General features: G+C 53.0%; 23 protein-coding genes. 7 read left to right on the forward strand and 16 right to left on the reverse strand.

What is annotated here, in order from left to right; all coding sequences use genetic code 11:
- The first annotated feature begins 54 nt into the window (after window positions 1-54).
- Both GOV45_RS07180 and GOV45_RS07185 read left to right on the forward strand, forming a co-directional pair.
- Entirely contained in the window at window positions 55-375 is a 321-nt protein-coding gene (locus GOV45_RS07180; protein WP_170475950.1) for an ArsR/SmtB family transcription factor, read from the forward strand.
- Window positions 372-797 carry an SRPBCC family protein gene (locus tag GOV45_RS07185; protein ID WP_170475952.1) on the forward strand — a complete coding sequence of 142 codons (426 nt, stop codon included), beginning with the start codon at window positions 372-374 and terminating at the stop codon, window positions 795-797. The genes GOV45_RS07180 and GOV45_RS07185 overlap by 4 nt, the downstream gene beginning before the upstream one ends.
- Window positions 798-1005: 208 nt before the next feature.
- On the opposite strand, the gene GOV45_RS07190 is transcribed toward GOV45_RS07185, so the two are convergent.
- From GOV45_RS07190 to ribB, 4 genes are all read right to left on the reverse strand, one after another.
- The gene (locus GOV45_RS07190) at window positions 1006-1311 is read right to left on the reverse strand and encodes a hypothetical protein (RefSeq protein ID WP_170475954.1); all 306 of its coding nucleotides are present in this window, start codon (window positions 1309-1311) and stop codon (window positions 1006-1008) included.
- A 69-nt stretch (window positions 1312-1380) separates the two neighbouring features.
- Window positions 1381-1866 carry a transcription antitermination factor NusB gene (gene nusB / locus GOV45_RS07195; protein ID WP_170475955.1) on the reverse strand — a complete coding sequence of 162 codons (486 nt, stop codon included), beginning with the start codon at window positions 1864-1866 and terminating at the stop codon, window positions 1381-1383.
- Window positions 1863-2414, reverse strand: coding sequence for a 6,7-dimethyl-8-ribityllumazine synthase (locus GOV45_RS07200; protein WP_170475957.1), 552 nt, complete (start codon window positions 2412-2414; stop codon window positions 1863-1865). The genes nusB and GOV45_RS07200 overlap by 4 nt, the downstream gene beginning before the upstream one ends.
- Before the next feature lie 2 nt (window positions 2415-2416).
- Window positions 2417-3538: a 3,4-dihydroxy-2-butanone-4-phosphate synthase gene (gene ribB, locus GOV45_RS07205; RefSeq protein ID WP_170475959.1), complete on the reverse strand. Its 1122-nt coding sequence runs from the start codon at window positions 3536-3538 to the stop codon at window positions 2417-2419.
- A gap of 321 nt (window positions 3539-3859) precedes the next feature.
- Here ribB and GOV45_RS07210 point away from each other — a divergent pair, with 321 nt between their 5' ends.
- Window positions 3860-4921, forward strand: coding sequence for a phosphatase PAP2 family protein (locus tag GOV45_RS07210; RefSeq protein WP_254447934.1), 1062 nt, complete (start codon window positions 3860-3862; stop codon window positions 4919-4921).
- On the opposite strand, the gene GOV45_RS07215 is transcribed toward GOV45_RS07210, so the two are convergent.
- Window positions 4916-5503 carry a riboflavin synthase gene (locus GOV45_RS07215; protein ID WP_170475961.1) on the reverse strand — a complete coding sequence of 196 codons (588 nt, stop codon included), beginning with the start codon at window positions 5501-5503 and terminating at the stop codon, window positions 4916-4918. The two genes, GOV45_RS07210 and GOV45_RS07215, sit on opposite strands and share 6 nt — an antisense overlap.
- Window positions 5504-5642: 139 nt before the next feature.
- On the opposite strand from GOV45_RS07215, the gene GOV45_RS07220 reads away from it, so the two are divergent.
- The 3 genes from GOV45_RS07220 (at window position 5643) to GOV45_RS07230 (ending at window position 10159) form a co-directional block, all read left to right on the forward strand.
- Window positions 5643-6941 (forward strand): capsule biosynthesis protein, encoded by a 1299-nt coding sequence (locus GOV45_RS07220; RefSeq protein WP_170475963.1) that lies wholly within the window; start codon window positions 5643-5645, stop codon window positions 6939-6941.
- An 80-nt stretch (window positions 6942-7021) separates the two neighbouring features.
- Complete coding sequence (locus tag GOV45_RS07225; protein WP_367648107.1) at window positions 7022-8155, forward strand: polysaccharide biosynthesis/export family protein; 1134 nt, start codon at window positions 7022-7024, stop codon at window positions 8153-8155.
- A gap of 15 nt (window positions 8156-8170) precedes the next feature.
- Window positions 8171-10159, forward strand: coding sequence for a capsular polysaccharide biosynthesis protein (locus GOV45_RS07230; protein ID WP_170476591.1), 1989 nt, complete (start codon window positions 8171-8173; stop codon window positions 10157-10159).
- Here the strand turns inward: GOV45_RS07230 and ribD are convergent.
- The 5 genes from ribD to GOV45_RS07255 form a co-directional block, all read right to left on the reverse strand.
- Window positions 10156-11259 carry a bifunctional diaminohydroxyphosphoribosylaminopyrimidine deaminase/5-amino-6-(5-phosphoribosylamino)uracil reductase RibD gene (gene ribD, locus GOV45_RS07235; RefSeq protein ID WP_170475965.1) on the reverse strand — a complete coding sequence of 368 codons (1104 nt, stop codon included), beginning with the start codon at window positions 11257-11259 and terminating at the stop codon, window positions 10156-10158. The two genes, GOV45_RS07230 and ribD, sit on opposite strands and share 4 nt — an antisense overlap.
- On the reverse strand, window positions 11256-11726 hold the full coding sequence (nrdR, locus tag GOV45_RS07240; RefSeq protein WP_170475967.1) for a transcriptional regulator NrdR: 471 nt from the start codon (window positions 11724-11726) through the stop codon (window positions 11256-11258). Before nrdR ends, ribD begins: the two co-directional genes overlap by 4 nt.
- A 121-nt stretch (window positions 11727-11847) precedes the next feature.
- Window positions 11848-12261, reverse strand: a complete 414-nt coding sequence (locus GOV45_RS07245; RefSeq protein ID WP_170475969.1) for a secondary thiamine-phosphate synthase enzyme YjbQ — start codon at window positions 12259-12261, stop codon at window positions 11848-11850.
- A 17-nt stretch (window positions 12262-12278) separates the two neighbouring features.
- The gene (locus tag GOV45_RS07250) at window positions 12279-12674 is read right to left on the reverse strand and encodes a hypothetical protein (protein ID WP_170475971.1); all 396 of its coding nucleotides are present in this window, start codon (window positions 12672-12674) and stop codon (window positions 12279-12281) included.
- 131 nt (window positions 12675-12805) lie between these two features.
- Entirely contained in the window at window positions 12806-13033 is a 228-nt protein-coding gene (locus GOV45_RS07255; RefSeq protein ID WP_170475973.1) for a hypothetical protein, read from the reverse strand.
- 95 nt (window positions 13034-13128) lie between these two features.
- On the opposite strand from GOV45_RS07255, the gene GOV45_RS07260 reads away from it, so the two are divergent.
- On the forward strand, window positions 13129-14151 hold the full coding sequence (locus tag GOV45_RS07260; RefSeq protein WP_170475975.1) for a helix-turn-helix domain-containing protein: 1023 nt from the start codon (window positions 13129-13131) through the stop codon (window positions 14149-14151).
- A gap of 191 nt (window positions 14152-14342) precedes the next feature.
- Here the strand turns inward: GOV45_RS07260 and rpoD are convergent, their stop codons facing one another.
- The 6 genes from rpoD to GOV45_RS07290 all read right to left on the reverse strand — a co-directional run bounded on the left by rpoD (window position 14343) and on the right by GOV45_RS07290 (window position 22534).
- A complete protein-coding gene (gene rpoD / locus GOV45_RS07265) occupies window positions 14343-16331 on the reverse strand; it encodes an RNA polymerase sigma factor RpoD (protein WP_170475976.1) in 1989 nt (662 codons plus the stop codon).
- A 113-nt stretch (window positions 16332-16444) separates the two neighbouring features.
- Window positions 16445-18391: a DNA primase gene (dnaG, locus tag GOV45_RS07270; protein ID WP_170475978.1), complete on the reverse strand. Its 1947-nt coding sequence runs from the start codon at window positions 18389-18391 to the stop codon at window positions 16445-16447.
- Window positions 18392-18471: 80 nt separating this feature from the next.
- Window positions 18472-18768, reverse strand: coding sequence for a hypothetical protein (locus GOV45_RS07275; protein WP_170475980.1), 297 nt, complete (start codon window positions 18766-18768; stop codon window positions 18472-18474).
- A gap of 34 nt (window positions 18769-18802) precedes the next feature.
- On the reverse strand, window positions 18803-19348 hold the full coding sequence (locus GOV45_RS07280) for a sarcosine oxidase subunit gamma (RefSeq protein WP_170475982.1): 546 nt from the start codon (window positions 19346-19348) through the stop codon (window positions 18803-18805).
- Window positions 19341-22274: a sarcosine oxidase subunit alpha family protein gene (locus tag GOV45_RS07285; RefSeq protein ID WP_170475984.1), complete on the reverse strand. Its 2934-nt coding sequence runs from the start codon at window positions 22272-22274 to the stop codon at window positions 19341-19343. Before GOV45_RS07285 ends, GOV45_RS07280 begins: the two co-directional genes overlap by 8 nt.
- Window positions 22271-22534, reverse strand: a complete 264-nt coding sequence (locus tag GOV45_RS07290) for a sarcosine oxidase subunit delta (RefSeq protein ID WP_170475986.1) — start codon at window positions 22532-22534, stop codon at window positions 22271-22273. Before GOV45_RS07290 ends, GOV45_RS07285 begins: the two co-directional genes overlap by 4 nt.
- Window positions 22535-22581: the final 47 nt, after the last annotated feature.

A 22581-nucleotide genomic window follows, 5' to 3' on the forward strand; every position in this document is an offset into this window, starting at 1 on the left:
TACCTTTCGGTACCGTAAAAACACGAAACCAAAAGGTATCTAATCGAGGAGCGCATGAACACACAAACTCAAAACGCGTTTCGCGCGCTGGCAGATCCAACACGCAGGGACATAGTTCAAATGCTGGCGTCCGAAGACATGACAATCGCGCAGTTGACCGGACATTTCGATATGACCCGCGCTGCCGTCAAAAAGCACTTAACCGTTCTTTCAGACGGCGGACTGATCACGTTCGAGGCTCGCGGACGGGAACGCATCAACCGACTTGAACCTAAGGGAATGGCCCCTGTTCTGGACTGGCTCAGATACTTTGACCGGTTCTGGGACGACCGCCTCGCCAATCTCAAAAATGCTATTGAAGGAACAAATAGATGACTGACGCAGTTTTGCAGAAAACCATTTTTCTTCGCGCAACACCCGAAACGGTTTGGGACTATCTAACCGAACCTGACCGGCTTGCGGAATGGTTTCACAAACCCGAACGCCGTCTGGCAGATGGTCAAAAACTTGAAATGTTTGGAACGACAAGCGGCGACCTATTGATCTGGGGCGAGGTCCGTCAGGCGCGGAGGCCGGAATATCTTGAGTATACTTTTACGGTCAAACCCATGGGAGATGCAGTGAGCGTCGTAAGATGGACGCTAGAGCCAGTTTCAGGTGGCACGCGGCTTGGCCTTGTTCACGAAGGCCTCCCACAAGGAGCAGAGGCCTTTGGGTTGATCCTGGCGTTGGACAATGGTTGGGACGAACACTTTGGCAAGATGCGAACGGCATTACACGAAACTGTTGACGCATGACCTCTTGTGGAATCCCACTTCAGACCCTAACTAGGCGCGTGGCGGGTTCTGCCCTTCTCGTGTTAGGCAGCATTCCGGTGGCCTTAAGCAATTCCGAGGGAGCTGGCTCTGTTCAGGTCCTGGCCTGATTACCTGGCGCCCACCTGTATTAACAGGTCCTCGGGAATCAAAGCCCCACGGATGACTGGCGGTCCCGCCACTTGATCCTTCAACGTGAGGATCGCGACTCTTGCCGGATCAACGCTGGTTTCAAACTTTGCGTGATCGGCGTTCCTCGACGCGGACCATCGTGCTTTTCAGCCAAATTCATGATTGCGTAAGCGAATTGGACACCCGCGAAAACGATCCCGTTCATAAACCAGATCATCAGCAAGGCCATCAGACCAATCTCGGACCCCAAAATGAGATCGCGAAGATTAGCAACGTTAAGTACCAGAAGAACCGCGACGAATATTGCCGAAATCAAAAAACCAAGTGCAACTTGGGTGATGTAAAGACGGATGAGCTTAGGCATTTCAGACCTCCTTACGCGCCTCTCGAAGCTTAGCTCGAATTTGGTCTGGGTAAAATGGTCGGCGGCGTGTCAGAATGCCTCGGGCTTGGCCTCACGCGCCATGTGATCAAGCACCGCGTTAACGAATTTTGGCTCTTTTCCCTCGGGGAAAAAAGCGCGCGCAACGTCGACAAATTCGGTAATGACGACCTTTGGCGGTGTCTGCCCTTGGGTCAATTCTGCACCAGCGGCTCGGAACGTGGCTCGTAACGTCGGGTCTATCCGGTCGATGGGCCACTTTGCCACCAAAGCTCGGTCGGTCATCTGATCAATGGGTGCTTGGTAGTTTACCGCGTCATCCACAAGCTTGCGAAAGATCGAAATGTCGCCGTCCAACATTTCTTCGCCCTCATATACAGCGCCGAAACGGTGATCCAAAAATTCGCGAACCACTTGATCTGTTGTTTGCCCGGACTGTTCCATCTGAAAAAGGGCCTGCACGGCGTAGAGCCGCGCGGCAGATTTCATCAAACGCTTTTTGTCGACCGGTTTTTGGGTCGCTTCTTTTCGGGTCATGCCGTTGTGGATCCGTTACTGCCGTCCGCCAAGAGAATGGACTCTGACGGCGGTTTGAACCCGACGCCCTTACGAGAAGCCCCCCACTTACGGCTGAGCGCAATCAGATGCAAGGCTGCTGCGGCCGCTCCGCCGCCTTTGTTCATTTTTTCAGGGTTAGCGCGTACTTCTGCTTGCTCTTCATTCTCAACAGTCAAAATGCCATTGCCAATGCATAAACCTTGAAGTCCCATCAGTTGAATTGCACGGCTGGAGTCATTGCAAACAGTTTCATAATGAGTTGTCTCACCTCGAATGACGCAGCCCAGTGCGACGTAGCCGTCGAAGTTGCATTGTCGATCCGCCATCGCGATCGCTGTGGGAACTTCCAACGCACCAGGTACTTCGACCACTTCACACGTGCCGCCAACTGCTTCGATCTGGGTTTTGGCACCGGCAACCAAATTGTCAGAAATGGCGCGATAGAAAGGCGCAACGACGATCAGAAGTTTGACCGGATTGTCAAATTCGGGCGTTGGCAGTACGCCATGTTTGTCTTGTTCAGCCACGATCAATCATCCCCAAGAATTGCGCGGGTGCCAACGATGGACAAGCCAAATGCGTCAAGCCCCAGATATTTGGTTTCCGGTGAATCGGTCAGTAGAACCAATTCCTGAATACCCATCTTGGACAAGATCTGAGCCCCAAGACCGGTTTGCTTAATGGTTCTAGGACCTTCCTCTTCCGCAGCGTACAGCGAATTGCGAGGCTGGCGAAACAGGCAAACAACACCACGCCCTTCTTCCGCGATCTTTTCCATCGCACGCGGTAGCTCACGCGGTGACTTTGGGCCCAATCCCAAGATATCCGGCGCTTCGTGCAGGGCATGTGTTCGGGTCAGAACCGGTTCAGGGGTGGTAATGTCGCCCTTTACCATAACAACATGTTCAATGCCGTGCGTTTGGTCAGTGAAAATGCGCATTTCCCACTCACCACCATATTCCGAATTCACCACCTCGCGCGAAGTTTCGACAACAAGATTGTCATTGCGCGAACGGTAGGCAATCAGATCGCTTATCGTACCTATTTTCATATTGTGTTGTTTCGCGAATTCTACCAAATCCGGCAGTCTGGCCATTGTGCCATCCGGATTCATGATTTCGCAAATCACACCAGCGGGTTTCAGACCCGCCAAACGCGATATATCGACTGCCGCCTCTGTATGGCCAGCGCGCACCAGTACACCGCCCCTTTTTGCCCGCAACGGAAAGATATGACCGGGCGTCGCGATGTGGGCCATCGTGTTCTGTTCGTTGATGGCCGTAGAGACTGTCAAAGCGCGATCTGCAGCTGAGATACCCGTCGATACGCCTTCGCGTGCTTCGATCGACACAGTGAACGCGGTTTCATGACGGGACGAGTTGTTTACGGCCATCAGCGGCAGCCCAAGCGCATCAATGCGCTCAGCCGTCATTGGCAAACAGATCAACCCTCGGCCATGCGTGGCCATAAAGTTAATAGCCGCCGCATCCGCGAATTCCGCTGCTATCACCAGGTCACCCTCGTTTTCACGATCTTCGTGATCAACCAGAATGTACATCCGACCCTTACGCGCTTCGTCGATGATTTCTTCGATCGGGCTGATCGCCTCACTTAACTGGGCCTCGACCGGTCCTGGAGTTTCAAAGCTCATTTGGCAGCCTCTCGCTGAGCATTCATGCTGGGCGGGATAGACCAGTCGAACCCCAATGACCAGAGTGCTTAAAGGACCATGCGGTTGAAATGTGCATTCGACTAAGTATCTCGGCTCATTTCCCGCCCCTTTTGCCCGCTGTCAGAGATTGGTGTCGATTGCCACCTCCTGCGGATTTCCCGAATTTCATTAACCAAATGTTAACTAATTTGCGCTTAGCAGATTGTGATTATCCAAAAAGCGGCGCACCAAGTCGCCCATTTTAATTGATGCCGAGCCTGATCGGTCAAAAATTGATTTTACAAATTTAGGACCAGTGAATTGACATATCCGTTGGGCAGTACGGCCTCCGGCGTCTCTCTGAGAGAGGTAATTTGGCGAAATCGGCTTTTGGTGTCTATTGTCGCGCTCCACGCACTTGCTGGAATAGCCGTGGGACAGCATCTTGGCATATCGTATTGGTCGTCGGCTTCCACAAAAATACTGGGTGTTTTGTTAAACCTGTCTGCATTTGCTTTCGCCAACTACGTATTGTGGCGATTTGCGGTTGCAGTTTTTCGTGTGAAACCAAAGAAACCAATAAGTTGGATGATCGCGGATTTCCGAAAGATCGTTTCAAACCGTTCCGCGACCTCAGACACGTTGATTGGTTTTATGTGCATCGCCGTGCTCACAGTTTCATATTCTTATCTCAAAACCGTTTTACCTTTGCTTCAACCTTATTCCTGGGACCCGTTGTTCGCGAATTTAGACAGAACTTTGCACGGCCAAGATACTTGGCAACTGCTGTGGCCGGTTCTTGGAAACCCTTACGTAACGACCTTGGTCAACCTTGCCTACCACAGCTGGTTTTTCCTTATTTATATAGCAGTATGCCTTGCTTGTTTTGACAGGCGAAATCCTGGCCGCAGCATGGTTTTCCTAGTTGCGTTCGCATTGTGTTGGTCACTCGGCGGCAACCTGTTCGCGACCTTGTTCGCATCAGTTGGGCCCGTTTATTTCGAAGTTTTCGGTTTTGGTGACACATTTACTCACCAGATGGAACTCTTGCACGCATCCAACGAAATCAGCCCGGTCGCGGCCTTGCAATGGCAACAAGTCCTGTTCGATGGACATTTCAACGGCGGTCCAATTCGCGGCATTTCAGCAATGCCCAGCATGCATGTTGCGACCAGTACCCTGCTGGCGATTTACGCTTTCAGTTATACACGCTGGTTAGGATGGTTGATGACGGCTTTCGCGGTGGTCATTCTTGTGGGATCCATCCACTTGGCATGGCACTATGCAGTCGACGGCTATGCAGCGCTACTACTGGCGATTTTGTGTTGGCGAACTGCCGATTTGTTAAACAGGCGATTTGGCCCGACAGCGCCACGCCTATGACATCTCGGCCAATCGAGCAACATACCGCGCCAAAGTGTCTATTTCCAAATTAATCCGATCACCGATGGCGACGTCTCCCCATGTAGTGACCTCTTTCGTGTGGGGAATAAAGTTTATGCCAAAGTCGCATCCTTCCACGTCATTGACTGTCAATGACGTGCCATTCAGAGCAACGGAGCCTTTTGGTGCAATAAATCGTGCCAATTCCTTGGGAGCGCGCAATGTCACGCGGGTACTGTCGCCTTCGTCTTCAACAGCCACGACCTCGGCAACACCATCCACATGACCCGAGACAATGTGACCGCCTAGTTCATCCCCAACTTTTAACGCGCGTTCTAGGTTTACGCGCTTACCCAGCTTCCAAGAATCCAGATTGGTTTTTGAGATAGTTTCTGCGCTCACCTGCACGTCGTACCAGTCTTCACCCAACGCAACCACGGTAAGGCACACGCCGTCGCTGGCGATGGAGGCTCCAATATCGATAGAGCTGGTATCATAGCTGGTGCGAATGCGTGCGCGAAGATCGCCCTGCTGATCAAGCTCGGTGATTGTGCCAATGTCAGTGACAATCCCTGTAAACATGCGATAAATCCTTTGAGCCTAGCGTTGAGAGCCGAGGTAAAGGTCACCGTCCCTCCCGGCAAGACCTGTCTTGCCGGGAAACTGACAAACCGGCATTATTCTGGCAACAAACATAACCAAGAGCAGCACATAAAAGACAATGTTTCAGGTCGCAGACAATTCCAAACAGCGCGTGTTCCTGTTTCTGCAAGGGCCACACGGTCCATTTTTTTATTCACTGGGCCGTATGTTGAGAAAAGCAGGTGCTCATGTCTGGCGCGTGGGATTCAACGCAGGCGATCAGGTATTCTGGACAGATCCGGCTAGTTATATCGCCTTTCGGGAACCGGTCGACGAGTGGCCAATTTTTCTTGAAGGTCTAATCAGAGAACGGAATGTGACGGACATCGTTCTCTACGGAGATACCCGCCCAATCCATGCCCACGCGGTAGAAACTGCCAAGTCCCTAGGTCTTGTTGTCCATGTGTTCGAGGAAGGGTACCTGCGGCCATGGTGGGTGACGTATGAGCGCGATGGCTCCAACGGGAACTCGCGTTTAATGGACCTTGACGTTGCTCGCATGCAGGACGCGCTTGCACAGTCCCATGTTCAAAGCCCCCCGCCACCGTCGCATTGGGGGGACATGAGACAGCATATTTTTTATGGCGCCGCTTACCATTGGTGCCTGCTGTTTCTAAATCGCGGTTACCGCAACTTTCGCACTCATCGAGAGCTGCCTGTACCGACAGAGTTCCGGCTTTATTTCAAGCGCCTGCTATTCATGCCGATACATCGCCTACAGCGCAGGTGGGCCACCAATAGGGTGCGCCGTGGAGCATTTCCCTATCATTTGGTTCTGTTACAACTTGGGCATGACAGTTCAGTGCAATCCCATTCTGAGTTTTCAGGAATGTGCGAGTTTCTTCAGCAGGCCATAGCCGGGTTCGCCATGGGCGCACCCTCGCACCATCATCTCGTGATTAAGGAACACCCATTAGAGAACCATCGCGAACCATTGCGGAAAAGGGTTCGACAGCTAGCGAAAGAATACGGAGTCAGCGAACGAATACATTATGTCCCGGGTGGCAAAATGGCTGGATTGCTGGACGAGGCGTGTTCGGCCATGACTATAAACTCGACAGCCGGCCAGCAGGCGTTATGGCGCGGCATTCCGCTCCGCGTTTTTGGGCGTTCAGTCTATGATAAACCGGAATTTGTATCCCGGCAGCCAGTCGCTGCATTCTTTGCCAATCCTGAAACGCCGGACGCAGCAGCATATCGCACTTACCGTCGTTTTCTTCTTAAAACCAGCCAAGTGCCTGGCGGGTATTATTCTCGCCGCGGACGGCGGCAATTGTTGAGACGGGCCGTAGATATGATGCTTCAGTCGGAGGACCCTTATCAAATCGTCCTAAATGGCGACGCGGCTGTCACGCCACAGTTGAAAATTGTAAACTAAACAACGGCTACCTGTTGCTGGAAGTTGCAAACAAAACCGTGTAACCTACCCAAAAGAAAGAAAACTGAGGACAATCGGCAGTGACTCGAATTCCTACCCGATGGATACGGGCGGCATCTTTTGTGGTGGTCGCTGGCTTGCTGGCGGCCTGCCAACTTCCTAAGGCCGGCCCTAACAAGGACGAGATTCTGGCCGGGTCTACCGTAAACGGCGGCAATGCATATGTCGTTGAAGTGGATGATCGTGTGACCCGTGCGACTGCTGCCGTGCCGAAATACGGCTTCTCGCAGTCATTTCGTAGTGCGCAAAGTCTGGCATCGGACACTGTGCGCCCTGGTGATGTTTTGGGCTTAACCATTTGGGAAAACGTCGACGATGGCCTGCTGACAACTGGAACCGGTTCCGCCACTGCGCTGGAAGAGGTCCAAGTAGATAGCGATGGTTTTATCTTCGTCCCTTACGCAGGTCGTCTTCGCGCAGCTGGAAATACTCCTGAGCAATTACGCAACCTTATCTCATCCAGGCTTGAGGAGCAGACCCCAGACCCTCAGGTTCAAGTTCGACGCGTTGCTGGCGATGGTGCGACTGTTTCCTTGACAGGTACCATTGGTGCGCCGGGCGTGTATCCGATCGAACGGCCCACCCGTACTCTCTCGGGAATGCTGGCTAACGCGGGCGGTGTAACGGTGGCTTCGGACATTGCGATGGTGACTGTGATCCGAGGCAAACACAAAGGCACGGTCTGGTATGAGGACCTGTTCCGCTCACCTGGCACCGACATCGCCCTGCGCAACGGCGACCGGATTTTGGTCGAAGAGGACAGCCGATCCTACATTGCTCTGGGTGCCACGGGCGGCCAATCCCGTGTGTCTTTTGAAAGCCAGGATCTTTCTGCACTCGAGGCGCTCGCTCAGGTTGGCGGTCTCCAGCCTCTATCCTCGGACCCGACAGGCATTTTTGTGCTTCGTAGGGAGCGACAGGATATTGCCCGCAACGTCATAGGCCGCGCCGATTTGCAAGGCGATCAACGGATGATCTACTTGTTGAACCTGACCTCGCCCAATGGCCTGTTTGTTGCGCGGGACTTTGTCATTCGCGATGACGACACGATCTACGTGACCGAAGCGCCGTATTCTCAGTGGTCCAAGTCCGTTTCCTTGATTGCCGGAGGTCTAACGCCCTTTGCGAACGTAGCTACCCTGACGGGCGGTTGAACTGTGCGTCCTGAAATGGACCACGCAGCCGGGACCGAGCGCAGGCGGTTGTTTGTCTATAATGGCGGGTTTCTTGCACAGCGACAAGTTCGCCGAATTTTATCCCTATCCGGCTACGACCTGAGGATTGGTCTGCCCGGAACCGACGATATGGTCGGGATTTGGGGCGACAGTCCCACATCGCATCGTGGAAGGCGCATAGCCGAAAATCGCGATTCCCCGCTTCTGCGCGTCGAGGACGCTTTTTTGCGGTCACTGCACCCCGGTCGCGGGGGCGAAGCACCGTTGGGATTGTTGCTGGATCGAGCCGGGGCGCATTTCGACCCTTCGAAACCATCAGATCTAGAACAGCTACTAGTGACTCACCCACTAGATGACACCGCGCTTCTGGATCGCGCGCGCGGCGCAATCGAACGTTTGCGCGAACTAAACCTCAGCAAATTTTCCGCATTTGACCCGGAATGCGCCCCACCCGACCCCGGATATGTACTAGTGGTTGATCAAACGCAGGGCGATGCGGCGGTGAGGGCCAGCGCAGGCGACCCGGCGCGGTTTCGTGAGATGCTGGTCATGGCGCAAGAAGAAAACCCGGGTGCTCGGGTAGTCATTAAATCGCACCCTGAAAGCATCTCTGGTTACCGACAGGGTTTCTACTCAGATTCAGATCAAAATGAACGAGTGTCACTGCTGACTGATCCGATAAGTCCGTGGCCGTTGCTGGAAGGTGCAGTAGGTGTTTACACCTTGTCCTCTCAACTTGGGTTCGAGGCGATATTGGCTGGTCACAAACCAAGGGTGTTTGGGCAGCCATTTTATTCAGGATGGGGACTGACAAATGATGAAGATCCCCTACCCCGTAGGCATCGGAACCTTACCAGGGCACAAATATTCGCTGCGGCCATGATCCTGTATCCCTCTTGGTACGACCCCTATCGAGATCAGCTGTGTCAGTTAGAGACAGTTCTGGACACTCTTGAGGCGCAGGTTCGTGCTTGGCGCGAAGATCGAAAAGGCTGGACTGCTTCTGGAATGCGCATTTGGAAACGCCGACACCTTCAAAAGATGTTCGGACGCGAGCAAAAAATGCGATTCACGGGCGGCCCTCCGGCAGACAGTGACCGCCCCCATATGATGTGGGCCCGATACGCGGGGCAGGATCCAGATGTAACACGGATAGAAGATGGATTCCTTCGGTCTCGTGGGCTGGGCGCCCAACTTGTGCCGCCCATGTCACTGGTGACAGACAATCAAGGCATCTACTACGATCCCACTCGGCCAAGTAAATTGGAGGACTTGATTGCAAAACGCGAAAGTTTGCGCGCAGATCAACGGCTTCGCGCGGAACGCCTGACCGCTCGTTTGATATCGGATCGTTTGAGTAAGTATAATATCGGCAATTCCGCTCCTGATTTACCAAAAGGGCATCGTATCCTTGTGCCCGGACAGGTTGAGGATGATGCCTCGATACAGCTGGGAACTGGCAGTATCAGAACCAATCGAGATCTTTTGCTTGAGGTACGCAAAGCTAACCCGAATGCAATTCTGATTTATAAACCTCACCCCGACGTCGAAGCCGGTCTGCGAGAGGGACATTTGGACGCAAACTATTCAGCAGATTATGTTGCCCAAGGCTGTGATCCCGCGGAATTGCTGATCCAAGTAAATGAGGTTTGGACTATGACCTCTCTATTGGGGTTCGAGGCTTTACTGCGAGGTGTTCCGGTTACAACGCTTGGTGCTCCGTTTTATGCCGGATGGGGGCTGACAACGGATTTGGACAACGTTCCTGCCCGGCGCGGTGCTCGACCCTCTCTGATGGGATTGGTGCATGCGACTTTGATCGACTATCCACGCTATCTGGACCCAATCACTGGGCAACCCTGCCCCGTCGAAGTGGTTGTGGATCGTCTGGCATTGCGGCAACAGGCCAAAAGGGGCCTTGGCAATAGCTTATTGTCGAAACTGCAGGGGGCGCTGGCGACTCATGCGCACCTTTGGCGTTAAGCCGATCCAGCGCGTCCCCACCGATGCATGACGTCTCCGCCAATAACGGGTGCTTCAATCAGATCGAAACGTGGGGCACCGTCAAGCGTATCCAAGCCCAAAGAACCGATTGCTGGCAACCCCTCGGCGCCGATGGCTAACCCGGCACTGAACACCACAAGTTCATCCACTAAATCCTCGGCCAAAAGAGATGCCGAGAGCGCAGATCCACCTTCACAGAACACTCGTGTTAGTCCAGCTTGTCCAAGTTGCTTTAACAAATCAGCGGCATCAATCTGATGGTCGTCCAATGCGCACGGGATCAAACGCGCACCCAAACCTTCCCATGTACGGGCCTTTTCCGCGTCCGGATGCGGCCCGTGACATAACCAAAGTGGAATTTCGGCAGCCGTTCGCGCCAATTGCCCAAGCAGGGGAAGATCAAGGTGCCGAGAAACAACAACTCTAACCGGTTGGCTGTCGATACCAAGGTCCCTGACTGTAAGTGAAGGATCATCGGCACGTGCTGTTCCTGCGCCAACCATCACCGCATCGTGACGCGCTCGCATTACATGAACGGCCCGTCTAGCCTTGGGGCCAGTAATCCACTTACTGTGGCCGGTCCCGGTCGCAATTCGACCATCGAAACTGCTGGCGAGTTTAAGTGTAACAAACGGCCGTCCCTGCTCGGTTTTCAGAAAGAAACCCGATAGATCGCGGGATGCCTGTTCCATCAAAACGCCGGTTGTTACTTCGACGCCAGCGTCTTGCAACATGGCAAATCCCTGCCCGGCCACACGTGGATCGCTGTCTTCGATTGCACACACGACCCGGTCAACGCCAGCGTCAATCAGGGCCTGAGCACAAGGTGGGGTCTTTCCAAAATGCGCACACGGCTCCAACGACACATAAGCCGTCGCGCCCCGCGCAAATTGACCAGCCTGCGTCAGGGCCTCAGTCTCAGCATGCGGTCGACCACCAGCTTGCGTCCAACCTCGACCTACGATCCGCCCATCGCGCACAATAACACAACCGACCGAAGGATTTGGCCAACAAACCCCTTGACCGCGCCGCCCAAGAGAAAGGGCCAACGCCATGAATCGCTTATCTGTTTCGCTCACTCGTCCGAATTAGGCTGCGGCGGGCGCAGCTCGTGGACAAATTCCTCGAAGTCATCGGCCGCCTGGAAATTTTTGTAAACACTCGCAAACCGAACATAAGCAACTGTGTCGATCCGGGCCAGCGCCTCCATGACGATTTCACCAATTTTGTTGGATGGAATGTCTGTGTCACCCATGCTTTCTAAGCGGCGCACAATTCCCGAAATCATCTGATCGATTCTTTCCGGATCGATTGGACGCTTCTGCATCGAGATGCGGATCGATCGCTCAAGTTTGTCGCGATCAAAATCCTCACGTTTTCCGTTGGTTTTGATGACGACGAGATCGCGCAGCTGCACCCGTTCGTACGTGGTGAAACGGCCACCACATGCAGGACAAAATCGACGCCTGCGGATCGCGACATGATCCTCCGCCGGGCGTGAATCTTTTACCTGAGTATCAATATTTCCGCAAAACGGGCAGCGCATACGCCGTCTCCTCGTCCCTTTTTCCGCCTCTTATTGTAAGCGCTTCGGCTCACTTATCCACAACTATAGGGCAGCCGCTAGAGTTTGGGTAGTCGGAAATTTCAACCGCAAGATAAAGGGGTCATGCGAAGTGGGCGGCTACTTTGCGGTTATGTGGAGCATTGCGGTGCTCGAACAGGAATATTCCTTGCCAAGTACCAAGTGCCAGTTGACCATTTGAGACCGGAACCGACAGTGACACCGGCAACATTGCAGCCTTGATATGCGCTGGCATGTCATCTGGCCCTTCATAAGTGTGACACAGATAAGACATTTCGGGATGATCCGCAGATGGCACCAACCTGTCGAAGTATGCGCGAAGGTCCATCTGCACATCAGCATCAGCGTTTTCCTGAATCAGCAATGAACAGGAGGTGTGGGGTACGAACAGCGTTAACAAGCCATCCCCCGCGATCTGATTGACCCATTCACTAACAGAGCCGGTGAACTCGTAAAGTCCGGCTCCGTTTGTATTAATGACGAACTCGCTCAACATTTAAAAACCTGACCTCGTCATCGCAAAATCGGGATTGCGCGGCACCTTCCATTCGCTCCTTGCACAGACATGCTTTCGCCCACAGCAAATGCCTGAAACGAGCTGTTCTGTTGCGGAACATTTGTAGGCATTTTGAGAGAGAACTGAACGGCAGTGCGACGACCCGTTGTCAAACTAGGGCCATAGCCGCGCAGAACATATATCCGCTGCTGCCAACCTGCACCAAGCTTTCTGCGTGCGAAATCAGCAGCAGCACACCAATACCCGTCGACATCCTGACGCGCCCGCGGGATCACTTCAAAATCCGTGGAATTCATAGGTTCCGTTCTATACCCGTTCGGAGCAGAACTTGCTGCAGTCGGAACAGTCAAAGCAATCGCCGCGGCGATTGAATAGGCAAAAAAACTTTTCATCTTTAACTTCTTTCATGTTGGAACATGAATGGTAGACTAGGCCTTATCTCCAGGTAAAAAAGTACACCTCACGCACTTTTAAGCGTGATCCGTATCATCGTGAAATCGAGTTAGCCAGTCGTGATTTCGGATCAACCTATCCAACCCCGATCATAATGGCATATTGCGGCACGATTTGATTTTGTTGTGTCGGGGAGCCCACTGAGCGGGTTGGTAATCCGCACATCCAGGCTCTGCCCCATCCCCATAGGGTTCTTACCCGACAACGCGGCAAACTTATTCTCACCCTGCCATCCCGTCTTGGTCGCGTCTGACAGTTCTTTTCGAATTCCAGCCAAAAACGTAAGTGTCGGCGACATAAATGCTCGTTCTTTGCGGAAATCTACTAATTTTTGCTAACAAAACGTTTTCAGATGGGCTTGACGTTTGGTCAAGCCGACGGTCAGACATTAGTATGGATGTAGATATTGCAAGGATTCAATTACTCACCCGTGTCTTGGAAGACCGCACACAGGATCCAACATTGGTGGATCAGGTCTTGCAAGACAGCGGTTTGAGCAGATCTGAAATTGCGCCACCTGCAACGACTTACAACTCCCACGGAGAAGCGCGGTTTGTACGAAAAGCATGTGACGCGGTTGCGGACATCACGTTCGGCGCGCAAGCCGGATTGCAATTCAGTTCATCTTCAAGTGTCACCGCATATATCAGCAAATATTCGCGTGATCTGAAACAAGTCTTGGAAAACACTTCGCGTTTTCACAAGATCATTGACCCCTCGCTGGCATTCAACCTGCATGTGTCGGGAAATTCCGCAACTCTGGAGGCGGAATGGAAGGATGCAACGTTTTCTCGTTATCACAGAAGGACCGAATTCCTTCTGTTCGCAGGAGTTTCACGGATGAGGGCGCTGACCCAAGTGAACGTTCGTCCAATCCAAATGCGTTTTCAGCATGAGGTCGGGCGTCACGCTGCAGCATATGAGAAAATCGGCGGGTTCCCGGTGGAGTTTGGCACAGAGCGACTGGAAATCATCCTTTCGCTGGAATCGCTGGATCTACCAGTGCCAACCTATGATCCCAGTTTGAGGGAGCATTTATTGGAATATGGCGAAAGACTATTGGCCGAACAGTATTCAGCAAGACCAAAATCCCGGGCATTGGTCGAAGGCTTGGTTACCCGATCCATGCCGGGCTGCATCCCTAACGTAGAAAACGTGGCTGCCGAACTTGGCTTCAGTACTCGAACACTTGCGCGTCGCTTGACGGACGAGGGCACGACGTATCGGGAGATTGTCGACGATCTCAGGTGTGATCTAGCCCAGACCTTCATCAAGAACGGTATGAACCTTTCTGAGATATCCTATTCCCTAGGCTACGCCGATCAGGCCGCATTTTCGACCGCCTTCAAACGGTGGACCGGTCAGTCTCCTTCCGCTTTTCGTGATCGCGTCGATCATCCTTTGCGGCCGGGATGAGGATGGCCGGGGGTCATCAGCGCGTTCAACCTCACCCCGGCCCGTCCCGTGAGTGGACACAATCGATATAAATGCCAGGGCATAACCGTCCTTGCGACTTCGCGCCAATATTATCCGATTTCCAGCCAAAGTGAGTTTGGTTGATAATTGGAAACGCCAAGAAAAAGGCGCCCGATTTGGGCGCCCATTTTTTACTGATCTAGAAAGGACCGCAGTTTTCGCGATCTGCTGGGATGTTTAAGCTTGCGCAGCGCTTTGGCCTCAATCTGACGAATTCGTTCGCGGGTAACGCTGAATTGCTGACCCACTTCTTCCAACGTGTGGTCGGTATTCATTCCGATACCAAATCGCATCCGAAGAACCCGTTCTTCGCGTGGGGTGAGCGAGGCTAAAACTCGCGTTGTCGTTTCTTTGAGGTTCTCTTGAATGGCGCTGTCCAGAGGCAGCACAGCATTCTTATCCTCGATAAAGTCACCAAGCTGGCTGTCCTCTTCGTCGCCAATCGGCGTTTCCAGAGAGATCGGCTCTTTGGCGATTTTCATCACCTTGCGCACTTTCTCAAGCGGCATCTGCAGCTTTTCAGCCAGTTCTTCCGGCGTCGGTTCACGACCGATTTCGTGCAACATCTGGCGACCAGTCCGCACCAACTTGTTGATCGTCTCGATCATGTGAACTGGGATACGGATCGTTCTTGCCTGATCCGCGATCGAGCGCGTTATCGCCTGACGGATCCACCAAGTCGCGTAGGTCGAAAACTTGTAGCCGCGGCGATACTCAAATTTATCCACCGCTTTCATCAAGCCGATGTTACCTTCCTGAATTAAATCAAGGAATTGCAGGCCACGGTTCGTGTATTTCTTGGCGATCGAAATAACAAGGCGCAGGTTCGCTTCGACCATTTCCTTCTTAGCCTGACGCGCCTCTTTCTCGCCTTTCTGAACTTGCTGGACAATGCGACGGAATTCGCTGATGTCCAGACCAACATACTGTCCGACCTGAGCCATATCGTTGCGCAATTCCTCAACCTTGGCAGTTGAGCGTTCGATGAACATTTGCCAACCCCGGCCCGGTTTTTCCGCCATCTCGGCCAACCAGTTCGGATCGAGTTCACGACCCCGGTAAGCATCAATGAATTCACGACGGTTGATACGCGCCTGATCCGCCAGCTTAACCATAGAGCTGTCGAGCGACATGATGCGACGGTTGATACCATAAAGCTGATCAATCAGTGCTTCGATGCGGTTGTTGTGCAAATGAAGACCATTAACCAGCTCAACGATTTCGGCACGAAGCTTCTGATAAGTCTCTTCGTCTTTATCGGTAAAAGATCCGTCTTCGTTCAACGTGGCAGAAATCCTGCTGTCCTGCATTTCTGACAGCATGGCAAAGTCGGTGGAAATGCGTTCCAGCGTTGTCAGGACCTGATCCTTAAGCGCAGCCTCCATTGCCGCCAGGGACATGTTGGCTTGATCGTCTTCGTCATCGTCGTCATCAGAAGCAATCGGATTGCCGTCCGCATCCAATTCCGGCCCGGTGTCTTTTTCAGGTTTTACCGCTTGCACTGCAGAGGTATCGACAACCGGTTCTTCGACATCGCCGTCTTCGTCCATCTGGTTACCAAAAGTGGTCTCCAAATCGATAACATCCCTCAATAGAATGTCCTCGGACAGCAATTCGTCATGCCAGATCGTGATCGCCTGAAATGTAAGCGGGCTTTCACACAAGCCCGCGATCATAGTATTGCGACCAGCTTCGATCCGCTTAGCAATGGCAATCTCGCCTTCGCGGCTCAGTAACTCAACCGAACCCATCTCGCGCAGATACATTCGGACAGGGTCGTCGGTTCTGTCCAGCTTTTCAGTCTGCGCACCAGCCAAAGTTACTTCACGGTTGGTGTCTGTGGCTACAAGTTCGGTAGAACCCTTGTTCTCTTCGTCTTCAGCCTCTTCATCTTCGATGATATTGATGCCCATCTCAGATAACATCGACATAACATCTTCAATTTGTTCTGAACTGACCTGATCGGGTGGCAACACCTGATTAAGCTGGTCGTAGGTTATGTAGCCTTTCTCGCGGGCTTCGGCGATCATCTTCTTGACCTGAGCTTGGCTCATGTCCAGCGAGATTTCCTGTTCCTGCTCGTCGGATTTGCGGTCTTCGTTCGTATCCTTGGCGGCCATTCAATGCTCCTGCAGGGATGGGTGATTCGTTTGAACCGAATCATTAGCGCGTAGAACTGATTCGGCCACCCGTTTACCCGTTTTTCTTTACCAGTGCCTTATGAAAACATCACTTACTGGCGTTTACGTTCGAATTTGATACCTGACATGATTGCCGCGAATGCATCCTTCTCGTCACGGTTGATTCGCGCTCCGTTATCGGCAACGTCGAAATGACCCCTGTCTTTGTTCTGACTCCGACTTGCTTGATTACGTTCCTCGGCGGCTTGAGCCAACCGATAAGTCAGCGCTTCGTCGTCCAAATTAGACAGCTCCTCGGCAGCTTCGGCAATTTCGGCATCCAACCCCCGGAGCGCTTTGATTTTTGCGAGTTCCTCGGCCAGTGTCATCTCGGCCTTTTCAACGTCGCCTGGTTTGAACACACAGGGGATTACAGCGACATGGCGAAGGTTCAAAAGGTTTTCAAGGGCCTGTGATCCCAAAGTTTGAACAATGTGCTCTTTCAGATTTTCCGGGTCGTCAATTGCATGCCTCAGGACGGCATCGCGAAGCTCAGCGTGGTTAGGATTCTGACATTCCATATCCTCGAGCTGATGCTCGAATTGAATGACAACTTGCGGGTTCAAGATTGCGATGGCCAAGATAGCCGCTTCGCGCAGTTGGATATCAGCGTTTTCCGAAGAGGCAAGAAACGATGCGCGAGCACCAGGTGATGCTGGCTGCTGTTGTGGCTGCCACTTTCCGCCCGATTGCCAGTTGCGGTTTGGCCTTCGTTCCGGACGGAACAATTGCCAGCGTAGGTCTTTGATTTCCTGCCCATAATGGGAACGGATCGACGGATCACGGATTAGCTTGATCTTTTCACGAAGGGATTTGTCCAACGCCGCCTTGCGTTCAGGACTGTCAAAAACCTTTCCTTCGACTTCCCTCTGCCACAGCAACTTGACCATTGGAACGGCGGCATCCAATACCGCCTGTACAGACTCTGCACCTTCGGCCCGCAGCAAGTCATCGGGGTCCTTTCCTTCTGGCATAAGGGCAAACCGAAGCGACTTACCCGCCTCCAGCATTGGCAAGGCCAGATCTACGGCCCTCATTGCCGCGCGTAATCCTGCTGTATCGCCGTCCAGAGCAATAATTGGTTCGTCTGCAATACGCCAAAGCAAATTCAACTGGTGTTCAGTTATCGCAGTACCCAATGGTGCGACTGAGGCTCCGAAACCTGCCTCTGCCAGAGCGATAACGTCCATATAACCTTCGGCAACAATCAGGGGATGTCCCTTCCCCGCTGCTTGCCGAGCAGGCCCGTGATTGTACAAGCTCCGGCCTTTGTCAAACAAATCTGTTTCTGGCGAGTTCAGGTATTTTGCATTGTCAGTGGGGTCCAACGCACGGCCACCAAAAGCGATACATCGCCCACGTGGATCGCGGATAGGATACATAATTCTATTGCGGAAAGTGTCATAAGGCTTTTTGCCTTGGTTCGAAGGTTTAGCCAGCCCTGCGCCGATGATCAAATCCTCGGTCACGTTCTTACCGCGCAAGTGGTCCCACAAACCCTGCCAGCCATCGGGGGCGAAGCCAATTTCCCAACGGTCCAATGCTTGCGCATCTAGGCCGCGACGCGTCAGGTATTCTCGGGCGGCGGTTCCAGCACCAGTCTTCAGCTGGAGTTTGAAAAATTGGACCGCCTGTTCCATCACATCAGACAGTTGAGTTCTACGATCCTGTTTTTCCTGCGCCTTCGGATCGCGCGCTGGCATAGGCATTCCAGCTTCACGCGCAAGAATTTCAACTGCTTCGATAAACGAGACGTTCTCGGTCTCTTTCACAAAGCTAATTGCGTCCCCCTTGGCGTGGCACCCAAAGCAATAATAGAATCCCTTTTGGTCATCGACGTGAAATGAGGCCGTCTTTTCGTGGTGGAACGGGCAAGGCGCCCACATATCACCCTTGCCCTGATTGGATTTGCGCGCATCCCAGGTAACTTTCCGCCCGACAACCTGCGACAGGCTTAGACGCGTACGCAATTCATCCAGGAATCCGGGGGGCAAAGACATATGTCAAACCTGACAGAAACCGGAACGCCCGCCAAGGGCACGAAGCCGGATTGTCCACAGCGAATTTCGCTGCCTGTGGATTATTGTTGTAAACACAACTCCAACCAAGCGGCACCCAAGTTCTTGTTTCTTACGTCCCGCATTTTCTGTTGATAGACCCAAGGCGTTATCAACGGAATTGCAGCATTGTAATTTTCAGGCCAAGATGGATTGCCGTCAGCCACCGCCTGGGCGACATCCCGTTCTTTCACCTTGTTAAGCCGAGCCTGTTGAATAGCGTAGACAACATCCGACTGATATCGGCAGCTTTGTGCTTTCGTCTCCTGAGCAACCGTAGGGGTGGCCAGCAGGATAGCGACGATGGCAATACGCAACATTGATGTCTCCCGGATTCGTTTCTTTGCGCGCAGTTTAGCTGCGCGATGCGACACCTTCCATGGCCCTTTTCAAATCGTGAACCAAAGTGTGCGCCATGGATCTGAAAACCATGATCTGAAAAGCTTTTTCTCCGACACGTGTCACGGAAGCCGACATATGGAACAATAAAGTTCGCGCCGTGTGCCCACGTTTAAAGCTTGTGCTTCGCAAATCAACCGGTACCAATCGAGCCAGAACATCTTCGACCGCGGGACCCTCAAGCCGCACTACTGCCCAAGCATCAGTTTGATCAACAACGGCGGCGAGTTCCGACAATTCTCTGTTCGGTTCAGGACCCATTAACATAGCTTGAGCATGGCCAAACCAAACGATTCGAGCACCCGCTTTCCCTGCGCTACGATTGGCCGCTGGATAGGCCATCCCATAGGCAGATTTCATAGCGACCGACAGCGCCTTTTTCTGTCCTTTGTAGGGAGAGACCGAATGGATCACGCCGACATCTTCCTCGCTCAGCGTAACGGATCCGATAGTGATTGGCAGAATTCCATGGCAGGGCGATTTGGCGATCAGATTAACCACGTACGCGTCCTCCGTCAGGATCAAAGAACACCGGATTTGTAATCTCACACAAGGTTGTCACACCTCGCAGGTGATCGACCATCTTGACGATTTCACCGTATCGCTCGGGTCCATCCGCAAGAAAAGCAAGGCCAAGCATCGTCTCCAATGTAGGAGAGTAACAGACCGATGTCACATATCCCTGATCGCTGGTGCGTACTGGCTCGGCCTCTTCATTGTAAAGATGGGCCCCGGCCAGTAATTGCTTGCTTTCACCGATGGGTTTGAGGCCCACCAGACGTTCACGCCCCGCCTCTTCCAACCCTGGTCTTTCTGACATTGTTTTGCCAATACAGTCCTTTTTTTGGGAAACCATCCTACCCATGCCTACGTCGTAAGCCGTTGTGCGGCCATGGATTTCAGCATGAGTGATAAATCCCTTCTCAATCCGCAAAACGTTGAGCGCCTCCATACCGTACAAGCCGCCGCCCAGCGCCTCGGCACGCTCTGAGAGGACATCGAAAAGGCTAGCGCCATAGCTTGCAGGTACGGCGACTTCGTAGGCATGTTCGCCCGAAAACGAGATACGGAACAAACGCCCGGGGATACCCAGAACCTGAACCGACCCACAAGCCATAAACGGCCAGCTTTCGTCGTCGATAGTTTCCTCGATAAGTTCATCCAACAAGTCACGTGACTTTGGACCCGCAACGGCAAATTGCGCCCATTGTTCTGTGACAGACGTAAAAGAAACGTCCAAGTCAGGACGCAATCCTTGATGCACGAATTCCAGATGCTTCATGACATCGCCCGCACCGGCGGTGGTCGTTGTCATGACATAGTGGTTTTCGCCAAGCCGTGCCGTTGTGCCATCATCCATGACATATCCATCTTCACGCAGCATCAGGCCATACCTGACGCGACCGACCTTCAAAGTCGAAAACACATTGGTGTAAACAAAGTCCAGAAACGCGCCCGCATCTGGTCCCTGAATGTCAATTTTGCCCAGGGTTGAAACATCGCATACGCCAACCGCTTGGCGCACCATGTTGACTTCGCGATCGCAAGACTGTCGCCATGTCGTTTCGCCCTGCTTAGGGAAATAGCTTGGGCGGTACCACAACCCTGCTTCGATCATAGGTGCATTGCGAGCGACCGAAGCATGATGCGAAGTGGTGAAACGCTGCGGTTTGAACCCAGAGCCTTCGGCCCCTGCGCCAAACGCGGCAATTGCAATCGGGGAATATGGCGGGCGGAATGTTGTTGTTCCCGTCTCAGGAATGCCCCGCCCTGTTGCGTCCGCAAGAATTGCCAGAGCTGCCACGTTCGAGTTCTTGCCCTGATCGGTGGCCATCCCTTGCGTAGTATAACGCTTCATGTGTTCGACCGAACGGAAATTCTCGGTTGCCGCCTGTTTGACATCCTTGACTGTTACGTCGTTCTGAAAATCCAACCACGCCCGTCCTCTGCCGGGTACTGACCACAATTGAGTAATTTCATATGGTGCGTTCTCAGCATCAGGTGCCGAAACATTCGGTGTTTTCAAACTCAATGCAGTCAGCGTGGCTTTGGCAGACTCGATCCCCTGCCGTAAGCAAGCTGCGGTGCTAAATGCGCCGTTGCAGGCACCAGCCGCAATCATGCCAGGAACTGCGTCCGGGCTTGGAACGAACGCAGCCAGCTCTCGATCCCAAACCGGGCGTCCATTCATGTGGCAGGTCAAATGAACCGAGGGGTTCCACCCGCCAGTCATTGCAAGGCAATCGGTGTGAATACGATCTTCGCCGCTCGCGCGACGAACAGTGATGGATTCAAGTCCTGTTCGGCCCGCGCTACCGCAGACCTGTGCACCTCGAAGCACCTGATAATCATCCGACAAAGGCGCGTCGTGGCGGCTGTCGATAACTGCGGCTACATGAACACCTGCCGAAAGAAGGTCCCGCGCGGTTCGATGTATATCGTTAGTGTTGCCGAAAATGGTTATGTTTCGCCCGGGGCTGACTCCCCAATGGTTTAGGTAAGCGCGGACGGCTCCGGCCGTCATTATTCCCGGCCTGTCATTGTCGCGAAATGCGATTGGGCGTTCCAAAGCTCCCGCAGCTAAGATTGAACGTTTTGCTGAAATTCTCCAATAGGTTTCCAGCGGAGCGCCATCGGGTCGATCGTTGGTATGGTGAAGCACTCGCTCTAAGGCGGAAAAAGTACCTTGATCGTAAGCACCCGAAACCGTGGTACGCGTCATCAGGCGAACATTGTCCATTGCTCGAAGCTCGTCGAGAACTTCATCAACCCAGATGTGACCCGCTTTGCCGTCTACCGCATCGGTTTCCGCCAAAAGACGTCCGCCCATAAGGGTGTTTTCATCAGCTAGAATTACGTCAGCGCCAGCTCGTCCGGCAATCAAAGCAGCCATCAATCCGGTCGGCCCCGCGCCTATCACTAAAATGTCACAAAAAGCGTATGCGCTTTCGTATTTATCGGAATTGTTCTGACCAGACAGCGCACCCAGTCCTGCAGCACGGCGAATGATGGGTTCATACAGTTTTTCCCAAAAACTCTTCGGCCACATAAAAGTCTTGTAGTAGAATCCCGCACCAAGAAATGGCGCTGCCAGATTATTCACCGAAAGCAGGTCAAAGTTCAAACTGGGCCAACGATTCTGGCTGCGGGCGGATAGGCCAGAATAGATCTCTTGCATGGTTGCACGAACATTTGGTTCCTGCGTGCCTCCTTGGCCCACAGTAACCAACGCGTTCGGTTCTTCGCTGCCAGCCGTCAATACGCCCCGAGGCCGATGGTACTTGAAAGAGCGCCCCATCAAACGTTGTTCGTTTGCTAACAAGGCTGAAGCCAGAGTGTCGCCCTGATACCCTGAATAACTGACGCCGTCGAATTCAAATTCGATTGGTGAATTGCGGTCTATCAAACCCTTCCCGTCAATCCTCATGACCGCGCCTCCGAGGCATGCTCAGTACGCAAAATCTCATGCGTCACAGTGTTTCGGGTTACAACAATCCAAGCACCGCATCCCCCTTCGTGATACCAAAGTTCACGTGTTTCACCCGCCGGGTTTTCGCGGAGATAGACAAACGCGTCCCAAACGTCGGCACCAGCACCCGGCAACGGACGTTCCAGATCCACTGCGGCTCCACGATAATAGAACTCGCGGCGGTCTCGCTCACCACAAAATGGACAGCTGATCCTCATGTGCCCTACCCCTGCTTCGTCTTTTCACCGAAATTCGAATCTGGCAT

The organism is Ruegeria arenilitoris (genome assembly GCF_013035425.1).
In the GTDB taxonomy this organism is placed as follows: domain Bacteria; phylum Pseudomonadota; class Alphaproteobacteria; order Rhodobacterales; family Rhodobacteraceae; genus Ruegeria; species Ruegeria arenilitoris_A.

Excerpts from the sequence above, each read along its gene's own strand:
- ribB (WP_170475959.1), bottom strand. The coding sequence starts at position 3,538 with ATGAGCTTTGAAACTCCAGGACCGGTCGAGGCCCAGTTAAGTGAGGCG.
- GOV45_RS07220 (WP_170475963.1), top strand. The coding sequence starts at position 5,643 with ATGTTTCAGGTCGCAGACAATTCCAAACAGCGCGTGTTCCTGTTTCTG.
- GOV45_RS07250 (WP_170475971.1), bottom strand. The coding sequence starts at position 12,674 with ATGAAAAGTTTTTTTGCCTATTCAATCGCCGCGGCGATTGCTTTGACT.
- GOV45_RS07185 (WP_170475952.1), top strand. The coding sequence starts at position 372 with ATGACTGACGCAGTTTTGCAGAAAACCATTTTTCTTCGCGCAACACCC.
- nrdR (WP_170475967.1), bottom strand. The coding sequence starts at position 11,726 with ATGCGCTGCCCGTTTTGCGGAAATATTGATACTCAGGTAAAAGATTCA.
- GOV45_RS07275 (WP_170475980.1), bottom strand. The coding sequence starts at position 18,768 with ATGTTGCGTATTGCCATCGTCGCTATCCTGCTGGCCACCCCTACGGTT.
- dnaG (WP_170475978.1), bottom strand. The coding sequence starts at position 18,391 with ATGTCTTTGCCCCCCGGATTCCTGGATGAATTGCGTACGCGTCTAAGC.
- GOV45_RS07290 (WP_170475986.1), bottom strand. The coding sequence starts at position 22,534 with ATGAGGATCAGCTGTCCATTTTGTGGTGAGCGAGACCGCCGCGAGTTC.
- GOV45_RS07190 (WP_170475954.1), bottom strand. The coding sequence starts at position 1,311 with ATGCCTAAGCTCATCCGTCTTTACATCACCCAAGTTGCACTTGGTTTT.
- GOV45_RS07230 (WP_170476591.1), top strand. The coding sequence starts at position 8,171 with ATGGACCACGCAGCCGGGACCGAGCGCAGGCGGTTGTTTGTCTATAAT.
- GOV45_RS07215 (WP_170475961.1), bottom strand. The coding sequence starts at position 5,503 with ATGTTTACAGGGATTGTCACTGACATTGGCACAATCACCGAGCTTGAT.
- GOV45_RS07245 (WP_170475969.1), bottom strand. The coding sequence starts at position 12,261 with ATGTTGAGCGAGTTCGTCATTAATACAAACGGAGCCGGACTTTACGAG.
- nusB (WP_170475955.1), bottom strand. The coding sequence starts at position 1,866 with ATGACCCGAAAAGAAGCGACCCAAAAACCGGTCGACAAAAAGCGTTTG.
- GOV45_RS07260 (WP_170475975.1), top strand. The coding sequence starts at position 13,129 with ATGGATGTAGATATTGCAAGGATTCAATTACTCACCCGTGTCTTGGAA.
- rpoD (WP_170475976.1), bottom strand. The coding sequence starts at position 16,331 with ATGGCCGCCAAGGATACGAACGAAGACCGCAAATCCGACGAGCAGGAA.
- GOV45_RS07255 (WP_170475973.1), bottom strand. The coding sequence starts at position 13,033 with ATGTCGCCGACACTTACGTTTTTGGCTGGAATTCGAAAAGAACTGTCA.
- GOV45_RS07180 (WP_170475950.1), top strand. The coding sequence starts at position 55 with ATGAACACACAAACTCAAAACGCGTTTCGCGCGCTGGCAGATCCAACA.
- GOV45_RS07285 (WP_170475984.1), bottom strand. The coding sequence starts at position 22,274 with ATGAGGATTGACGGGAAGGGTTTGATAGACCGCAATTCACCAATCGAA.